Source organism: Dyella sp. SG562, from assembly GCF_011759495.1.
In the GTDB taxonomy this organism is placed as follows: domain Bacteria; phylum Pseudomonadota; class Gammaproteobacteria; order Xanthomonadales; family Rhodanobacteraceae; genus Dyella_D; species Dyella_D marensis.
This window is the reverse complement of the sequence record NZ_JAAOYS010000008.1, coordinates 152,908-168,934: the sequence shown is the minus strand read 5'-3', so window position 1 is coordinate 168,934 and position 16,027 is coordinate 152,908. Positions and strand designations below refer to the sequence as shown.

16 protein-coding genes and 1 tRNA gene are annotated in these 16,027 nt (G+C 68.2%); 5 read left to right on the top strand and 12 right to left on the bottom strand.

Features of this window, described 5'->3' with window-relative positions; all coding sequences use genetic code 11:
• Window positions 1-24 precede the first annotated feature (24 nt).
• From scpB to arsC, 3 genes are read left to right on the top strand one after another with little or no spacing between them, the layout of a single operon-like run.
• Window positions 25-984, top strand: coding sequence for an SMC-Scp complex subunit ScpB (scpB, locus tag FHW84_RS15725; protein ID WP_167256916.1), 960 nt, complete (start codon window positions 25-27; stop codon window positions 982-984).
• Window positions 981-2,489, top strand: a complete 1,509-nt coding sequence (locus tag FHW84_RS15720) for a pseudouridine synthase (RefSeq protein ID WP_167256915.1) — start codon at window positions 981-983, stop codon at window positions 2,487-2,489. The genes scpB and FHW84_RS15720 overlap by 4 nt, the downstream gene beginning before the upstream one ends.
• 9 nt (window positions 2,490-2,498) lie before the next feature.
• Window positions 2,499-2,849: an arsenate reductase (glutaredoxin) gene (gene arsC / locus FHW84_RS15715; protein WP_167256914.1), complete on the top strand. Its 351-nt coding sequence runs from the start codon at window positions 2,499-2,501 to the stop codon at window positions 2,847-2,849.
• 147 nt (window positions 2,850-2,996) lie between these two features.
• Here arsC and FHW84_RS15710 read toward each other — a convergent pair whose 3' ends face one another.
• The 3 genes from FHW84_RS15710 to FHW84_RS15700 form a co-directional block, all read right to left on the bottom strand.
• Window positions 2,997-3,794: an amidohydrolase gene (locus FHW84_RS15710; RefSeq protein ID WP_167256913.1), complete on the bottom strand. Its 798-nt coding sequence runs from the start codon at window positions 3,792-3,794 to the stop codon at window positions 2,997-2,999.
• On the bottom strand, window positions 3,782-4,927 hold the full coding sequence (locus tag FHW84_RS15705; protein WP_167256912.1) for a pyridoxal phosphate-dependent aminotransferase: 1,146 nt from the start codon (window positions 4,925-4,927) through the stop codon (window positions 3,782-3,784). Before FHW84_RS15705 ends, FHW84_RS15710 begins: the two co-directional genes overlap by 13 nt.
• Before the next feature lie 76 nt (window positions 4,928-5,003).
• Entirely contained in the window at window positions 5,004-5,969 is a 966-nt protein-coding gene (locus FHW84_RS15700) for a LysR substrate-binding domain-containing protein (protein WP_167256911.1), read from the bottom strand.
• A 120-nt stretch (window positions 5,970-6,089) separates the two neighbouring features.
• Here FHW84_RS15700 and FHW84_RS15695 point away from each other — a divergent pair, with 120 nt between their 5' ends.
• Complete coding sequence (locus tag FHW84_RS15695; protein WP_167256910.1) at window positions 6,090-6,674, top strand: FMN-dependent NADH-azoreductase; 585 nt, start codon at window positions 6,090-6,092, stop codon at window positions 6,672-6,674.
• A gap of 39 nt (window positions 6,675-6,713) precedes the next feature.
• On the opposite strand, the gene FHW84_RS15690 is transcribed toward FHW84_RS15695, so the two are convergent.
• The 6 genes from FHW84_RS15690 to tpiA all read right to left on the bottom strand — a co-directional run bounded on the left by FHW84_RS15690 (window position 6,714) and on the right by tpiA (window position 11,959).
• On the bottom strand, window positions 6,714-8,390 hold the full coding sequence (locus tag FHW84_RS15690; RefSeq protein WP_167256909.1) for an amidohydrolase: 1,677 nt from the start codon (window positions 8,388-8,390) through the stop codon (window positions 6,714-6,716).
• A gap of 85 nt (window positions 8,391-8,475) precedes the next feature.
• Window positions 8,476-8,718, bottom strand: a complete 243-nt coding sequence (locus FHW84_RS15685) for a hypothetical protein (protein WP_167256908.1) — start codon at window positions 8,716-8,718, stop codon at window positions 8,476-8,478.
• 854 nt (window positions 8,719-9,572) lie between these two features.
• Window positions 9,573-10,502, bottom strand: coding sequence for a hypothetical protein (locus tag FHW84_RS15680; RefSeq protein WP_167256907.1), 930 nt, complete (start codon window positions 10,500-10,502; stop codon window positions 9,573-9,575).
• 130 nt (window positions 10,503-10,632) lie between these two features.
• A tRNA-Leu gene (locus FHW84_RS15675) sits at window positions 10,633-10,717 on the bottom strand.
• A gap of 13 nt (window positions 10,718-10,730) precedes the next feature.
• Window positions 10,731-11,186 carry a preprotein translocase subunit SecG gene (gene secG, locus FHW84_RS15670; RefSeq protein ID WP_167256906.1) on the bottom strand — a complete coding sequence of 152 codons (456 nt, stop codon included), beginning with the start codon at window positions 11,184-11,186 and terminating at the stop codon, window positions 10,731-10,733.
• A gap of 23 nt (window positions 11,187-11,209) precedes the next feature.
• Window positions 11,210-11,959 (bottom strand): triose-phosphate isomerase, encoded by a 750-nt coding sequence (gene tpiA / locus FHW84_RS15665; protein WP_167256905.1) that lies wholly within the window; start codon window positions 11,957-11,959, stop codon window positions 11,210-11,212.
• A 132-nt stretch (window positions 11,960-12,091) separates the two neighbouring features.
• Between tpiA and FHW84_RS15660 the strand changes: the two genes are divergently transcribed.
• Window positions 12,092-12,904, top strand: coding sequence for an SDR family oxidoreductase (locus tag FHW84_RS15660; RefSeq protein ID WP_167256904.1), 813 nt, complete (start codon window positions 12,092-12,094; stop codon window positions 12,902-12,904).
• A 1-nt stretch (window position 12,905) separates the two neighbouring features.
• Here the strand turns inward: FHW84_RS15660 and FHW84_RS15655 are convergent, their stop codons facing one another.
• The 3 genes from FHW84_RS15655 to glmM form a co-directional block, all read right to left on the bottom strand.
• Window positions 12,906-13,391, bottom strand: a complete 486-nt coding sequence (locus tag FHW84_RS15655) for a hypothetical protein (RefSeq protein WP_167256903.1) — start codon at window positions 13,389-13,391, stop codon at window positions 12,906-12,908.
• Between the two features lie 180 nt (window positions 13,392-13,571).
• The gene (locus FHW84_RS15650) at window positions 13,572-14,519 is read right to left on the bottom strand and encodes an isopenicillin N synthase family oxygenase (RefSeq protein ID WP_167256902.1); all 948 of its coding nucleotides are present in this window, start codon (window positions 14,517-14,519) and stop codon (window positions 13,572-13,574) included.
• 123 nt (window positions 14,520-14,642) lie between these two features.
• On the bottom strand, window positions 14,643-15,995 hold the full coding sequence (glmM, locus tag FHW84_RS15645; protein ID WP_167256901.1) for a phosphoglucosamine mutase: 1,353 nt from the start codon (window positions 15,993-15,995) through the stop codon (window positions 14,643-14,645).
• Window positions 15,996-16,027 lie beyond the last annotated feature (32 nt).

Below are 16,027 nucleotides of genomic sequence, written 5' to 3'. Positions count from 1 at the left end.
CGAGCATCCTCAACCGATCAGGCCATGCAGATCGAGCAACTGAAGAACATCATCGAGGCGGCCCTGCTCGCCGCCACCCAGCCGCTCACCGTGCAGCAGCTGGGCGACCTCTTCGGCGAGGAAGACGAGGTCGACCGCGAGCAGCTGTCGCGCGCGCTGGAAGCGCTGGCGGAAGACTGCGCCGGCCGCGGCGTCGAGCTGCGCGAGGTGGCTTCGGGCTTCCGCTACCAGGTGCGCCAGGAGGTCCATCCATGGATCTCGCGCATGTGGACGGAAAAACCCAGCCGCTATTCGCGCGCCCTGCTGGAAACGCTGGCGCTGATCGCCTACCGCCAGCCGATCACCCGCCCGGAGATCGAGCAGATCCGCGGCGTGGTGGTGTCCTCCAACATCATCAAGACGATGGAGGAGCGCGAGTGGATCCGCGTGGTCGGCTACCGCGACGTGCCCGGCAAGCCCGCGCTGTTCGGCACCACCCGCGCCTTCCTCGACTACTTCAACCTGAAGTCGCTGGACGAGCTGCCGCCGCTGTCGGAAATCCGCGACATGGAAGACCCGCAGCTGCGCTTTATCGAAGACCTGCCGGCGCGCGTGATCCGCGACCTGCCGATCGATCCGGAAGCCGAGGCCGAGGAACGCGCCCGCGCTGAAGCAGAAGCTCAGGCCGAAGTAGAAGCTCCGGCCGAAGAGAACGGCGCCGAAGCAAGCTCCAGCAACGAAGACGAGGCTCCCGGCCGCACCGAAGGCGAGGAGGAATTCCACGTCGCGGGCCAGCCGGAAGCCGCCGGCGAAATCGCCGAACCGGCCGCGCCCGCCGCGCCGGTCGAAGAACACCAGGAGGCCGCGGCCGTCGAGGCCGCGGCTCCCGTCACCGGCGAGGAGCACCCCGCCGCATCATCCACCCCCACTGCCGCCGAGGCAGCGGACGAAGCGGACGCCAGCGATGGCGACGCCACGAAAGACACCGAGGAGTACCGCGCATGAATGCGCCGCAGAAATCCGTTTTGACCCTCAAGCGCGACACGCGCACCACCGACGCGCCCGCCCTGGAAGAACGCCTGCACAAGGTGCTGGCCAACGCGGGCCTGGGCTCGCGCCGCATGCTCGAGCAGCGCATCCAGGCCGGCGAAGTCGAAGTCAACGGCAGCGCCGCCGGCATCGGCGCCAGCGTGCACGCCGGCGACCGCGTGGTGGTGGACGGCAAGCAGTTCGTGGTCGCCACCGACAACCGCGACGAGACCGAAGTGCTGGTCTATCACAAGCCCGAAGGCGTGGTGACCACCCGCGAAGACCCCGAAGGCCGCCCCACCGTGTTCGAGCAGCTGCCGCGCCTGAAGGGCGCGCGCTGGGTCGCCGTGGGCCGCCTGGACATCAACACCACCGGCCTGCTCCTGCTCACCACCGACGGCGAGCTGGCCAATGCGCTGATGCATCCGCGCAGCGGCCTGGTGCGCGAATACCTGTGCCGCGTGCATGGCGAGGTGCCGGACGAAATCATCGAGAAGCTGAAGGCCGGCGTGGAACTGGAAGACGGCCCCGCCCGCTTCGACGAGATCGCCGTGATCAGCCGCGGCGGCAGCCACAGCTGGTTCCGCGTGGTGATCCGCGAAGGCCGCAACCGCGAAGTGCGCCGCCTGTGGGATTCGCAGGGCTTCCTGGTCAGCCGCCTCAAGCGCATCCGCTACGGCAGCGTGGAGCTGTCGCGCACCCTGCGCCGCGGCGACTGCGAGGCGCTGGGCGAAGAGGCGGTGAAGGAACTGCGCCAGGCCAGCGGGCTGGGCGCGCCGCAGCCGGTGCTCACCCTTAGCCCCGTGCTGCATCAGCGCCGCGCCAGCCGCAACGTCACCGAGTACCGCCCCGAGCGCGGCGCCGGCGGCGCGTGGAGCGGCGCCTACCAGGACGAAGCGCGCGAGCTGCGCGCCTACGACCGCATCCGCGAGGAACCGGCACGCGGCAAGCAGCAGCGCCGCCGTCCGGGTAAGGAAGTGAACGGCAACGTCGCCCGTCCCGAGCGCGGTCCGAACGCGAACGCCGGCCGCCGCAAGACGGGCGGCAAGCGCGGCGTCGCACCGGGCCAGGAACTGCCCTCGGTGCGCACCTGGTTCGCCGGCGAAAGCCGCGAAGGTGGCGGCGGCCAGGGCCAGGGCTACGGTGGCGGCAATCGCCGTAGCGGCGGCGGCGGCAAGCGCGGCCCCGGCGGCCAGGCGCAGGGCGGCGGCAATCCCTACGGCGGCTTCGGTGGTGGCGGCAACCGCGGCTACGGCGGCGGTGGTGGTGGCTACGGTGGCGGCCAGGGCCAGGGCGGCAAGGGTGGACGTCCGCAGGCACGCAGCGGCGGCGCTCGTCCGGGCGGCCAGGGTGGCGGTGGCGGGCGTCCGGGCCAGGGCGGCGGCAATCGCTCCGGCCAGGGCGGCGGCAACCGTCATGGCGGTGGCGGCGGGCGTCCGCAGGGCGGTGGCCGTGGCGGTCCGCGCGGCGGCAATCGCTGAGTCCAGGCGATGGACGCGGTCCGCATCTATCACAACGACCAGTGCACCAAGTCGCGCGCCGCACTCGCGCTGCTGCAGGAGCGCGGCTGCCAGTGCGAGGTGATCAACTATCTCGACACGCCGCCCAGCATCGATGAACTCGTACAGCTGCTCGACCAGCTCGGCATGACGGCGCGCGAACTGATCCGCAAGGGCGAGGCGGAATATGCCGAGCTGGGGCTGGACGATCCCGCGCTGAGCGAGCATGACCTGATCGCGGCGATGTCGCGGTATCCGCGCCTGATCGAGCGACCCATCGTCGTTGCCAATGGCAAGGCGAAGCTGGGGCGGCCGCCGGAATCGGTGCTGGGGATTTTGTGATACCCATGGCGTAGGTTGGGGTGAGCCGAAGGCGAACCCCAACATCGTGCGCCGCAAGCGCTGTGCAACGTTGGGGTTCGCTGCGCTCACCCCAACCTACGAAAAAGGCCGCTCCAGGGCGGCCTTTTTCATGCGGCGCAGATACACTTACGGCTGCAGCGAAAACTCATCCGCATCCATCCATGCCGGAAAGCGCTCGCGATGCGCCAGCAGCGGTGCGGGATCCAGCGTCACCGTCGCCACCTGCTCCTGCGGCCCCAGCTCGATCAGCGGCTCGCCCACCGCATCGAGCACCGCGCTGTCGCCCGCATAGGGCAAGTCGTTGCCATCCACGCCGACGCGATTGAGCCCGATCACGTAGCTGAGATTCTCGATCGCGCGCGCGCGCAGCAGCGTGCGCCACGGCTGGCGGCGCGGCGCCGGCCAGTTGGCGACGAACACGGCCAGGTCGTAATCCATGCCGCCCGCGGCGGCTTCCACGCGGCGGTTGCGCAGCCACACCGGGAAGCGCAGGTCGTAGCAGACCTGCGGCAGGATGCGCCAACCCTTCAGCTCCACGATCAGCCGCTCGCGGCCGCCGCCGTAGCGCGTGTGCTCGCCGGCCATACGGAACAGATGGCGCTTGTCGTACTGCGCGAAGCTGCCGTCCGGACGCACCCACAGCAGGCGGTTGTATACGGTGTCGCCTTCGCGGATGGCCAGGCTGCCGCACAGGGTGGCGCCGACTTCCTGCGCCAGCGCGCGCAGCCAGGCCACGCCTTCGCCGTCCATGGTTTCCGCGCTGGCGCGGGTGTCGTTGCTGAAGCCGGATAGAAACGTTTCCGGCAGCACGATCAGGTCGCTCCTGCCCACGCCGCGCACCAGCGCGCCGTAATAGTCGCGATTGGCCGGCGCGTCGTGCCAGCGCGTGGCGCCCTGCACCAGGCTGACGGTCAGAGCTTGCATAGGCGCTCCGCGGCGGCTTCCATGGTGGCGTCGCTCTTGGCGAAGCACAGGCGCACCAGGCGCGTGTCCGGCGCGGTCTCGTAGAACGGCGCCAGCGGGATCGCCGCCACGCCGCCGTGCTTCACCAGCCACTCGCAGAAGGCCACGTCGGACTCGTCGCGGATCGCAGCGTAGTCCACCAGCTGGAAATAACCGCCCGGCACGTCCAGCAGCTTGAAGCGGGACGGCTGGATGAGCGCGCGGAAACGGTCGCGCTTGGCCTGGTAGAACGCCGGCAGTTCCAGGTAATGCTCCGGCGTGCTGGCCATGAATTGCGCGAACGCCACCTGCGCCGGATGGAAGGTGCAGAAGGTGAGGTACTGGTGCACCTTGCGGAATTCAGCCGACAGCGCTGGCGGCGCCACCGCGTAGCCGAGCTTCCAGCCGGTGCAGTGATAGGTCTTGCCGAACGAGGACACCACGATGCTGCGCCCGGCCAGCTCCGCGTGGCGGAGCACGCTCTGGTGCAGCGCGCCGTCGAACACGATGTGTTCGTACACTTCGTCGGACAGCACCACGATCTCCGTGTCGCGCACGATCGCGGCGAGTTCGTCCAGGTCCGCCGCCGACAGCACCGCGCCGGAAGGATTGTGCGGGCTGTTGATCAGGATCATCCGCGTGCGCGGCGTGACGGCCTCGCGCACGCGCTGCCAGTCGATGCCGAAGCTGGGCACGGTGAGCGGGATATGCACGGCCTTGGCGCCCTGCAGGTCGATGGCCGGCTCGTAGCTGTCGTAGGCCGGATCGAACACGATCACTTCGTCGCCCGCGCGCACCACCGCGGCGATCGCCGCGAACAGCGCCTCGGTGGCGCCGGACGTGACGGTGACGTCGGTGCCCGCGTCGATGCGGCGACCGTACATGCGCTCGGTCTTCAGCGCGATCTGCTCGCGCAGCGCCGGCAGGCCGATGCCCGGCGCGTACTGGTTGCGCCCTTCGGCCATGGCGCGGCTGATGGCGTCGCGCAGCGGTTCCGGCGGTTCGAAATCGGGAAAGCCCTGCCCCAGGTTGACCGCCTGGTGCTCGACGGCGAGCTGGCTCATCACGCTGAAGATGGTGGTGCCCACCTTCGGAAGCTTGGTGTCGATACGCATCGAGGCTCTGAGGGTTTGGAAGTCCAAACGGGATGCTAGCACGCGGAAGCTTTCGGGCCCGCGCGCCCGCCGCTTTTCAGACTTCCGGACAGGGCCGCTTGCTGCACTGCTCGTGCTTCTGCAGCGTCGCCTGCGGCAGGCGCTCGGCGAGGAAGTCGACAAAGGCGCGCACGCCCGGCAGCAGGCCGCGCCGGCTCGGATAGACGAAGTGCATGGTGCCCTCGGGTACGCTCCAATCCGGCAGCAGCACTTCCAGGTCGCCGTTGGTGATGGCCGGCGCGCAGACGAATTCCGGCAGCAGGGTGACGCCGATGCCGCGCCGCGCGGATTCGAGCAGCACGGAGAAATCGCCGCAGATCAAGCGCGGCTGGATATCCACCACCACGCGCTCGTTGTCCGCGCCCAGCAGCTCCCAGCTGTGCGCGCCCTCGTGCTCGTTCATGGCCAGCGCGGGGATCGCGGAAAGATCCGCGGGCAGCTTCGGACGTCCGCTCTGCTCCAGCAGCTTGGGGCTGGCCACGATCAGCACGCGCGACTGGCCGAAGGTGCGCATCACCAGGGTGGCGTCGGTATCCAGCTTGGAGCGCACGCGGATCGCCACGTCCACGCCTTCGCCGATCAGATCCACCCGGCGGTTGGTGGCCTGCAGGCGCACCTGCACCTTGGGGTACTGCGCCAGGAAGTCCGGCAGCACGTGCGCCACGATGGTCTGGGCCAGCGAGTTGGGACAGCTCACCCGCACCACGCCGCGCGGCTCGGTGCGCAGCTCGTCCACGGCGTCCTGGGCGGCGCGCGCCTCTTCCAGCACGGCGCGGCAGTGCGAATAGAAGCGCTCGCCCACCTCGGTGACCACGAAGCGGCGCGTGGTCCGCTGCAGCAGGCGCACGCCGAGGCGGTCTTCCAGCTGCGCGATGCGCTTGCTCAGGCGCGACTTGGGGATGCCCAGCGCCCGCCCCGCGGCCGAGAAACCGCCGTGCTCCACCACCGAAGCGAAGAAATAGAGGTCGTTGAGGTCCTGCAGGGCGCCGTCGAGTACGCTCATCGTCGTTTCCAATATGAAACAATTCGTTCGTAATCACCCGGCTTATCGGATGATTGTTCCAAGAATATCGTTATTCCCGTCGCCGGCATACCGACCGGCCCCCGAACGAGGAATAGCGCCATGAAAGTCCTGCACATCGATTCCAGCGCCCTGGGCAGCCACTCGGTGTCCCGCGGCCTGACCGCCGCCATCGTAGCCGAGCTGGTCCGCGAACAGCCGGGCGCGGAAGTCACCTACCGCGACCTCGCCGCCCAGCCGATCCCGCACTGGAGCCCGGTGGCCGACGCCGCCGACCCGGCCGCCGTGCTCGGCAGCGCCGTGCTGGAAGAATTCCTTGCCGCCGACGTGATCGTGATCGGTGCCCCGATGTACAACTTCTCCGTGCCCAGCGCACTGAAGGCCTGGATCGACCGCGTGGCGGTCGCCGGCAAGACTTTCCACTACACCGCGAACGGTCCCGAAGGCCTGGCCAAGGGCAAGCGCGTGGTGATCGCCTCCAGCCGCGGCGGCTTCTACGGCCAGGGCACGGCCGCCCAGTCGTTCGACTTCCAGGAGCCCTACCTGCGCGCGGTGCTCGGCTTCCTCGGCATCACCGATGTGGAATTCGTCCGCGCCGAAGGCGTGAACGTCAGCGCCGACCACAAGACCGAAGCGCTGAAGACCGCCCAGGCCAGCATCGGCGTGGCGATCCGCAAGGCGGCTTAAGCTCCACTGCACCCTCCACCCCGGCCGGCGCCGCGCAGTTCATCGCGCGGCGTCGGCTTTTCCGGCTTCGTACACGGCCTTGCCGTCGACCCAGGTGCTGAGCGGCTTGAGGTCGGCGACCTGGCGCGGCGGAATGGTCAGCGGGTCGGCATTGAGCACCACGAAGTCGGCACGCATGCCTTCTTTCAGCATGCCCACCTCGCGCTCCATGAAAGCCGCATAGGCCGCGGTGCGGGTAAAGCCGGCCAGGGCCTGGATGCGGCTGACCTTCTGGTCCGGCAGCCAGCCGCCCGGCGGCTGGCCCTTCAGGTCCTGGCGGGTGATCGCCGCATAGATGCCCAGCATCGGATTGGGGCTTTCCACCGGGAAATCCGAGCCGAAGGCCAGCGGCACCTGCTCGTGCAGGAAGCGCTGCCAGGCATAGGCGCCCTTGAGGCGGTCGATGCCCAGGCGCTGCGCGGCCCAGGGCATGTCCGAGGTGGCATGGGTCGGCTGCATCGAGGCGATCAGATGCAGCTTGGCGAAACGCGGGATGTCGTCCAGCGCCAGGATCTGCGCGTGCTCCACGCGCCAGCGGTGGTCGCCCTGCGCGTCCTTGCCCAGCGCGGCCTGGTAGGTGTCCAGCACCATGCGGTTGCCGCGGTCGCCGATGGCATGGGTGGCCACCTGCACGCCGCACTTGTGCGCCTTCTCCACCGCGACGCGGTAGTCCTCCGGCGAGGTGACGAAGATGCCGCGATTGCCGTGGTCGTCGCTGTAGTCCTGCAGCAGGGCCGCGCCGCGGCTGCCCAGCGCGCCGTCCATGTACAGCTTCACCGTATGCATGCGCAGGCGGCCGCTGTCGTCGATCCATTGCCCGCCCTGCATGCACAGCCATTCCAGCGCGGCATGGTTGCCGTCGGCCATTTCGTACAGGCGCAGCGGGATATCGCCGGCCTTGGCCATCTGCTGCAGCACGCGGAAATCGTCCAGGCTGACGCCGGCGTCGTGCACGCCGGTCAGGCCTTGCGCCACCAGCTCCTTGAAGGCGGTGCGGTACATCTCGCGTGTCTGCGCCGGGGTCCGCGGCGGCACCGCATTGCCCACCAGCGGCTGCGCGCCGTCGATCAGCACGCCGGTGGCGCGCGTGCCGACGCGCACGATGCGCCCGCCATCCGGCTGCCAGTCGCCATCGAGCGGCTTGCTGGCCTTCTTCATCGCCGCGGTATTGGCCCAGGAAGCGTGGCCGTCGATGCGCTCGAGAAAGACCGGCCGATCCGGAAACGCCTGATCCAGATCGGCCGCGCTGGGAAACTGCTTGTCCGGCCACAGGTTCTGGTCCCAGCCGCGGCCGAGCAGCCAGGCGTCCTTGGGCAGCTTCGCGGCGAAATCCTTCAGGCGCTGGACGATCTCCGCCTTGGAATGCGCGCCGACCAGGTCGGCCTGGCCGCGGACCATCCCCAGGCCGAGCACGTGTCCATGGGCGTCGATCAGGCCGGGGATCACCGTCGCGCCGTGCGCATCCACCGACTCCGCACCGGCGAACTTCTCCTGCAGTTCGGCCGTGGTGCCTACAGCGAGCAGGCGGCCTTCGCCGTCCCAGGCCAGCGCGGTGGCCTCGGGCCTGGCGGGATCCATGGTGTGCACGCGTGCGTTGACGAGCAGCGTGGCGGCCTGCAACGGCGCGAGGGCAAGCGCCAGCAGCACGGCGGCGGCGAGGCGGCGGGACAGAAGCATGGGCGGCGTCCTGGGGAGGGAATCGCGCCACTTTGCCCGTGCCCGGGCGGGAATGACAAGAAGCGGATGGCGCCGCGCCGGCGAATCAGCAACCGGCGACGGCGAAGCCTTCGATCGAGCGGTCCTCGTACTGCGCCAGCCGGATGGCCGAACCCAGCCCCGGCATTTCCACGCAGATCGAACGGCCCGAGCGCGCGTGCTCGTCGCGGGCGACTTCCCGCGCCAGCGTGATCGCCGGCCCCAGGCGCAGGCCGCTGAACAGGCAGAAGCCCGAGCGGCAGATATTCCATTGGCCTTCGTGCGAAGGCTTGAGCGCGTAGATGATCATCGTGCTTGCCCCTCTGGGATGAAGTACGCCGGCTTGCGGTCGCGCATCCATGCAACGGCCGCCATGCCAGCGTGCGAAGCATGCATCGGCGTGAGGAATCGTCCTATCGGCGTGCGGCACGTCGTTGTGTAGGCGATGGCCTACGTATTTGTGGTCCAAGTCTCAATTTCACTGGCAGCGGCACATTGACGGCCATGGAGCTTGCTGTCGTGGCATGAGTTCTGCGCGACCGTGCCACGTCGCGCACAAACAAAAAGGCGCCCCGGAGTGCGGGGCGCCAAAGCCTAGGGCTCAGGGGCATGAGCCATACAGAAGAACGCCCCGGTCATCGGCTGGCATGAGCCTGAAGCTCACCGCCTGACTCGCGGGGCAGATGCAGATTGCGCCTATTCGCAATCGGCACCTAGCGGCGAATGGCGCAAGTTCTTGTAGGGGAATTCCGATGAGTGGCGTCGGTATCGCGCCGACACCAGATGAGCGCCCTCTTCCGGCAACACCGCACGGATCGTCCGATGCTTCTGGATCAGGTCCGCCACATGGTCGGCGACGCCCAGGTCGGACGCACCCCGGCCCTCAGCCAACAAAAAACCCGCCATAAGGCGGGCTGCGCTTCCAGGCATGAATGCGGGTGCCGTAGTCCCGGCCGCACTCCTGTGCCCCGAAAAAGAAAAGCCCCATCCATGGGGCTTGCAGCCGTCCGTAGCCGCTTCGTCCTTAGTGTCCGGGGCATCGGCAAAGGAGCCTGACTTGCCGGACAGAAATAGTTTGCGGATTTGTCTTAGGTGGGGGTAGAGGTGAAAGGCGCGTCGTGTTGTAGGGGAATTCCTACAAATGCCTACGAGGAAGATGAGGGACTACGCCCCGGGCCAATCGTCCCCTTGCGATTCCCGCTCGCCAAGAATTCGCATCATGTCTTGGTGCATCCGGCGATCAGCGTCGAGGCCGGCTTCGATGGCCTGCTGAAATACCGCCCCCAGCAGCCTTAAATCCCCTAGTTCGTAGAACGCCAACAAGCCGCGCAGATAAGCGCCGCGATCCATTTTTCCCAGACGGGGAATGGGTGCCTGCACATGGTGAAATTCCCAGGCGGCAAGCAGCCGGCCCAAGCGCTTGTTGCTGTCGGAGAAAGCCTGGAGATAGGGAAGCCGCGCCAGCCAGTTGAGCGCGCGATCCGCCACTTGAGGCAGGCCGGCAATGTCCTGCACTAACCGATCGAGGTGTTGCGGCAGAAAGTCGAGCCCCCGGTCATAGGTGTTCGGCGGGATGTAGGCCGAACCGCTGATCAACAGCCCCTCCGGACCGTCGACGCGAAATGCGCCCGCCTGAATCGCAGGCAGGAAATGCGGAGAGTTCGTCTCCGGCGCAGGCTCGATGGCCAGCAGGCGATGCGTTTCCCGAATCTCATCCAGCGCAGGCCGTCGCTCCAATCCGGTCAGGTAGCGCCACGCCGCCAGATGGGTTCGCACCAGATGCGTATCGTCCACCGAGGCGCCGGGTTTGGTTGCACCGGTATCGAGCAGGCGCTGGGTGTCGGCGAGCGTATAGCTGCCGCCTTCGAGCGCGGCACTACCCCAGGCTACGTCGACCAGGGCCGCTCGCACGGTTGCTTGCGCGAGTTCGGGAATCGAGGGAACCGAGGGGAAAGAAGCGGGATGAATTCGCGCGTTGAACGCTTGCGGATAAAACGGGGCGACCTTGAATCGCTCTTCCGTAAAAAACGCCGGCCGGCGTTCGTCGGATGGCCGCTGAAAATATTCGTCCAGATCGGGAAATGCGACGGTCATGCACATCACTGTACGAGGTCTGCCGCGATTCGCCTACTTCGACCACGCATAGGGCGGCCAATAAAAAACCCCGCGTTATGCGGGGTTCTCCAACGATCCGAATCAAACCAAACCATTCGATATCGATTAATGGTGCCCAAGGGGGGACTCGAACCCCCACGACTTGCGTCGCTACCACCTCAAGGTAGTGCGTCTACCAATTCCGCCACCTGGGCAGGTGTCTTGCTGTTACTTCTTTTCCGGCGTCGAGGCCGGCTTGGCCGGAGCGGTCGCCGCGGGGACTTCGGCGCTCTGGGCCGGAGTCGTGGCCGCCGGGACGTCGCCTGCCGGCTTGGTCGCCTGCGGGACTTCCGCGTTGGCCGGCGCCGAGGGCTGCGCATTCTGCGTGGCGGCCGGCGGGTTGGCAAGGCCGGACATCACGCCGAGATCCGCGCCGCCGTTCTGCGGAGCGCCGTGGCGGCTCAGGTAGATACCCATGCCGAGGCTGAGCAGGAAGAACAGCGCGGCGAGCACGGCCGTGGCGCGGGTCATGAAGCTGGACGAACCGCGCGCACCGAACACGGTGGCCGAGGCGCCGCCGCCGAAACCGGAACCCGCATCGGCACCGGCGCCGCGCTGCATCAGGATCAGCACGATCATCGCCGCGGCGATCAGGATGTAGAAGACGCTGAAGATGACGAACATGGTTTCCTAAAGAATCCGTGCGCTCAATGCGCGGCGGCGCAGATCGCGAGGAAATCGGCCGAGGTCAGACATGCACCTCCGACGAGCCCCCCATCCACATCCGCCTGCGCGAACAATTCCGCGGCGTTGGCCGGCTTGACGCTGCCGCCATAAAGCAGCCGAGTCAGACGGGCGATCATAGCATCCTGCCGGGCCAGTTGGCTACGGATGAATCCGTGGACCTCCTGGGCCTGCTCCGGCGTGGCGGTGCGGCCGGTGCCGATGGCCCAGACCGGTTCATAGGCGATCACCGCGGTATCGAAGCTGGCCACGCCGTTGAGCGCCAGCACGGCGTGCAGCTGGCGGGCGATCACCGCCTCGGTCTCGCCGGCCTCCCGCTGCGCCAGCGTCTCGCCCACGCACAGCACCGGGGTGAGGCCGCCGGCGCGGGCGGCGGCGAACTTGCGCGCCACCAGCTCGTCGCTCTCGTGGTGGTATTGGCGGCGCTCGGAATGGCCGACCAGGGTCCACTGCGCGCCCACGTCCTGCAGCATCGCGGCGGAGACTTCGCCGGTATACGCGCCCTGCCCCTCGTGCTCGCTCACGTCCTGGCCGCCGAAGCCCAGGCCCGAACCGGCATGCTGCGCCGCCAGCTCGGCGATATAGGGAAACGGCGGGAACACCACCGCATCGATCGACGCCGGCAGCCCGGCCGCGATCTCGCTCGCCAGCGCGGCGGCCATCGAGCGGCTGCCGTGCATCTTCCAGTTACCGGCAACGAGCTTCTTGCGCATGGCGCGTCTCCCTTCCTTCGAAAACGCGGCAGCTTAGCGAGCACTCTTTGACCCGGCAACGGCGCGGGCGCTGGCGCGTTCCGCCAACTGACCGCAAGATCGCGTCTCCACCCGCGCACCGAAGGAACCGGCATGCCGCAGTCCCGCCCCCTGAGCCTGATCACCGGCGCCTCCGCCGGCATCGGCGCCGCCTTCGCGCGCGAACTGGCCGCGCGCGGCCACGACCTCGTGCTCACCGCACGCCGCACGGACCGCCTGGAAGCGCTGGCGGAAGAACTTCGCGGCAAGCACAACGGCAGCGTGACCGTGCTGCCGGCCGATCTCGCCGACCCCGCCGCGCCGCGGCAACTGCAGGCCGCGCTGGCCGAACGCCAACTGGCCGTGGACTGGCTGATCAACAACGCCGGCTACGGCCTGCCCGGCACCTTCGACGCCAACACCTGGCAGGACCACGCGGCCTTTATCCAGGTGCTGATGACCGCCCCCACCGAACTGGCCTGGCGCCTGCTGCCCGGCATGCGCGAACGCGGCTACGGCCGCATCGTCAACGTGGCCTCGCTCGCCGGCCATGTGCCGGGCACGGCGGGACATACGCTGTACGGCGCGTCCAAGGCGTACCTGATCAAGTTCTCGCAATCGCTGGCGCTGGAAAACCGCCACCTCGGCGTCCACGTCTGCGCGCTGTGCCCGGGCTTCACCTGGTCGGAATTCCACGACGTCACCGGCACGCGCGAACTGATGAACCAGATGCCGCGCTTCATGTGGCAGACCGCCGAAGAAGTAGTGCGCGAAGGCTGCGATGCGGTCGAACGCGGCGACGTGGTGCGCGTCACCGGCCGCGTCAACCGTTTTATCAAGGCGCTGGTGAAGCTGATGCCGGACCGCATGGCGCTGGCCTTGTCGGCGCGCGAATCGCGGCGCTACCGGCAGACCGCGGCGCACTGACTCACGGGCGCTTGCAGCTCAGCGTGTCGCCCACCACGAAGCTGCCGCCGCGCATCACCTGCCAGTCCACGCGCAAGCCGCCATCGGCCATGCGCACGTAGACGAACTTCTGCGCCGGCTGCACCTCCGGTGCGGAGGTCCACGTCAGCGTGTCGCCTTCCCATCCGTCGGCGCTGAAACGGCGCGCGCCGCCGAAATTGTCGACGATGGCCGCATTGAACTGCCTGCCCTTCGCGTCGTACGTCCACGCTTCCACCGCGCGATACGTATTCGGCGCGATATCGTCGTGATGCTTGAGCACACCCGCGCCGCCGAGCTCGGTGTCGAAGCGCATGGTCGAGGCGATTTTCTTGCCGCTGGCGGGAAACACGCCAGCGCAATGCCAACTGCCCAGCAGCGGCTGCATGGCCTGGATGGGGGACGGGGCCTCCGCGGCGCTGGCCGCGCCGCCGAGCAGGGTCAAGGCGAACAGGAACGGAACACGCATCGCGGCATCCCCGCATCGAACGTGCCGCGAGGCTAGCGGACTCCCGGCCGGTGCGTACCGACCGGAAGTCATGCATCAGCGTCAGATCAGCCCGGCTTGGATCGAGCCGATCAGATCAGCCCGATCAGATCAGCCCAATTAAATCAGCCCAATTAAATCGGCCCGATCAAATCAGCCCTATCAAATCAGCTTGATCTCGCGCAGCCGCTGCTGCAGATACTCATGCGAGGTGATCGACGTGTCGTAGCGGCTCGGGTTGTCCGGCGTCACGCACTGCGGCAGCGGATCCAGCACCACGTCCGGGTTCGGATGCAGGAAGAACGGCACCGAATAGCGCGGCTTGCGCGCATTGGCGTTCTGCGGGTTCACCACGCGGTGCGTGGTGGACGGATACACGTGGTTGGTCAGGCGCTGCAGCATGTCGCCGATATTCACCACGATGGCATCGCCCTTGGTGGTGATCGGCAGCCACTCGCCCTCGCGGGTCAGCACTTCCAGGCCCTCGGCGCTGGCGCCGACCAGCAGGGTGATGAAGTTGATGTCCTCGTGGGCGCCCGCGCGCACGTTCGGGATGTTCTCCTCGGTGATCGGCGGGTAATGGATCGGACGCAGGATGGAATTGCCCTGGTCGGTCTTGTCCTCGAAATAGTTCTCCGGCAGGCCGATATGCAGGGCCAGCGCGCGCAGCACGCGGGTGCCGAGCTGGTCCAGCGCCTCGAACAGGCCGTAGCCGTAGGGCTTGAACGCGGGCACTTCCTCCGGCCACAGGTTCGGCGCCATCACGTCGGCGAAGCGGGAGTCGCGCGGGATCTCGCGGCCCACGTGCCAGAACTCCTTGAGGTCGGCGTACTTGCTGTCCTTGGCGGTCTCCACCTTGAACGGGGTGTAGCCGCGCGCGCCGCCGCTGCCGGGCACGTGGTACTTCTGCTTGGTCTCGGCCGGCAGCGCGAAGAACTGCTGGAAGGCCTGGTAGGCGTTGTCGATCAGCTCCGGCGCGATGCCGTGGCCGCTGATGCCGCAGAAGCCGTATTCGCGGTAGGCCGCGCCCAGCTCGGCCACGAAGGCCTCGCGGTCGGTGTCGTAGCGGCGGATGTCGAGGGTGGGAACCCGTTTGACGGTCGTATTCATGTGTCGTGATCCACAGGTAGGCGTGCGGTCGATTTGTCGAACCCGCCACCGCAGGGGCGGGGCACGTCGGGCCAATCCTTGGCGACCTGGGCGGGGCTGGGTCTTACGACCGCCCCCGCTGGCTCACGAGCGTTCGGCCGCGGATTTTACGACCTCCGCCAGCTGCTCCGCCATCCGCCTCACCTCGGCCTCGTCGGCGGCCTCCACCGTCACCCGCACCAGCGGCTCGGTGCCGGAGGCACGCAGCACCACCCGGCCGCGGCCGCGCAGGGCTTGCTCGGTCTCGGCCAGGGCCTGCTTCACTTCGTCGCTGTGCAGCGATTCGCGCGCGCCGTTGGCGCGCACGTTGATCATGATCTGCGGCATCTTGTAGAGGCCCTGGCGCGCCTCGGCCAGGTCGCGCCCGCCCAGCGCCTCCAGCACGGCCAGCGCCGAGACGATGCCGTCGCCGGTGCTGGCGCGGTCCAGGCACAGGATATGGCCGGAGGTCTCGCCGCCCAGCTGGCCGCCGTGCTCCTTCAGCTTCTGCAGCACGTAGCGGTCGCCCACGTTGGCGCGGATCAGGTCCACGTCCAGCGCGCCCAGCGCCTGCTGCAGGCCGTAATTGCTCATCAGGGTGCCGACCACCGGGCCCTTCAGGCGGCCCTGCGCGGCCCAGGCGCGGGCCAGGATGAACAGCATGTCGTCGCCATCGGCCAGCACGCCTTCGCGGTCCACCATCTGCACGCGGTCGCCGTCGCCGTCGAAGGCGATGCCGATGTCGGCGCGGTGTTCCAGCACGGCCAGCTGCAGGGTCTGCGGATGGGTCGAGCCCACCCCGCGGTTGATATTGAAACCGTCCGGCTTGTGGCCGATGGCGATCACCTCGGCGCCAAGCTCGGAGAACACCTTCGGCGCCACCTGGTAGGTCGCGCCGTTGGCGCAGTCCAGCACGATGCGCATGCCGCGCAGGGTGAACTCGCTGTCGGCCAGGGTGCGCTTGCAGAACTCGATATAGCGCCCGCCCGCATCGTCGATGCGGCTGGCCTTGCCCAGGCGCTCGGGGGACTCGGTGGTGAACTCGGCATCCAGGCCCAGCTCGATCGCCGCTTCCACTTCGTCGGACAGCTTCTCGCCGGTGGCGGAGAAGAACTTGATGCCGTTGTCCTGGTGCGGGTTGTGCGAGGCGCTGATCACGATGCCGGCCTGAGCCCGCAGCGAGCGCGTGAGGAAGGCCACCGCGGGCGTCGGCATCGGGCCGAGCAGGCCCACGTCCACGCCCGCCGCGACCAGGCCCGCTTCCAGCGCGGCCTCGAACATATAGCCGGACACGCGGGTGTCCTTGCCGATCAGCACCTTCGGCCGCCCTTCGCGGCTGTCGCGCGCCAGCGCCATGCCGGCGGCGCGGCCCAGGCGCAGCATGAAATCCGCGCTGATCGGCCACTGGCCGACCGGCCCGCGAATGCCATCGGTGCCGAAGTATTTGCGTTCGCTCATGGGGATCCTTTCATCGCGCCGGAGGGCGCGGT

What these genes read in the sequence shown, in the direction of transcription:
- tpiA (WP_167256905.1), bottom strand. Translation starts at nt 11,959, where the DNA reads ATGCGCAAGAAGCTCGTTGCCGGTAACTGGAAGATGCACGGCAGCCGC.
- secG (WP_167256906.1), bottom strand. Translation starts at nt 11,186, where the DNA reads ATGTTCGTCATCTTCAGCGTCTTCTACATCCTGATCGCCGCGGCGATG.
- scpB (WP_167256916.1), top strand. Translation starts at nt 25, where the DNA reads ATGCAGATCGAGCAACTGAAGAACATCATCGAGGCGGCCCTGCTCGCC.
- FHW84_RS15685 (WP_167256908.1), bottom strand. Translation starts at nt 8,718, where the DNA reads ATGATCATCTACGCGCTCAAGCCTTCGCACGAAGGCCAATGGAATATC.
- FHW84_RS15680 (WP_167256907.1), bottom strand. Translation starts at nt 10,502, where the DNA reads ATGACCGTCGCATTTCCCGATCTGGACGAATATTTTCAGCGGCCATCC.
- FHW84_RS15705 (WP_167256912.1), bottom strand. Translation starts at nt 4,927, where the DNA reads ATGCGTATCGACACCAAGCTTCCGAAGGTGGGCACCACCATCTTCAGC.
- glmM (WP_167256901.1), bottom strand. Translation starts at nt 15,995, where the DNA reads ATGAGCGAACGCAAATACTTCGGCACCGATGGCATTCGCGGGCCGGTC.
- FHW84_RS15700 (WP_167256911.1), bottom strand. Translation starts at nt 5,969, where the DNA reads ATGAGCGTACTCGACGGCGCCCTGCAGGACCTCAACGACCTCTATTTC.
- FHW84_RS15695 (WP_167256910.1), top strand. Translation starts at nt 6,090, where the DNA reads ATGAAAGTCCTGCACATCGATTCCAGCGCCCTGGGCAGCCACTCGGTG.
- FHW84_RS15690 (WP_167256909.1), bottom strand. Translation starts at nt 8,390, where the DNA reads ATGCTTCTGTCCCGCCGCCTCGCCGCCGCCGTGCTGCTGGCGCTTGCC.
- FHW84_RS15710 (WP_167256913.1), bottom strand. Translation starts at nt 3,794, where the DNA reads ATGCAAGCTCTGACCGTCAGCCTGGTGCAGGGCGCCACGCGCTGGCAC.
- FHW84_RS15655 (WP_167256903.1), bottom strand. Translation starts at nt 13,391, where the DNA reads ATGCGTGTTCCGTTCCTGTTCGCCTTGACCCTGCTCGGCGGCGCGGCC.
- FHW84_RS15720 (WP_167256915.1), top strand. Translation starts at nt 981, where the DNA reads ATGAATGCGCCGCAGAAATCCGTTTTGACCCTCAAGCGCGACACGCGC.
- FHW84_RS15650 (WP_167256902.1), bottom strand. Translation starts at nt 14,519, where the DNA reads ATGAATACGACCGTCAAACGGGTTCCCACCCTCGACATCCGCCGCTAC.
- FHW84_RS15660 (WP_167256904.1), top strand. Translation starts at nt 12,092, where the DNA reads ATGCCGCAGTCCCGCCCCCTGAGCCTGATCACCGGCGCCTCCGCCGGC.
- arsC (WP_167256914.1), top strand. Translation starts at nt 2,499, where the DNA reads ATGGACGCGGTCCGCATCTATCACAACGACCAGTGCACCAAGTCGCGC.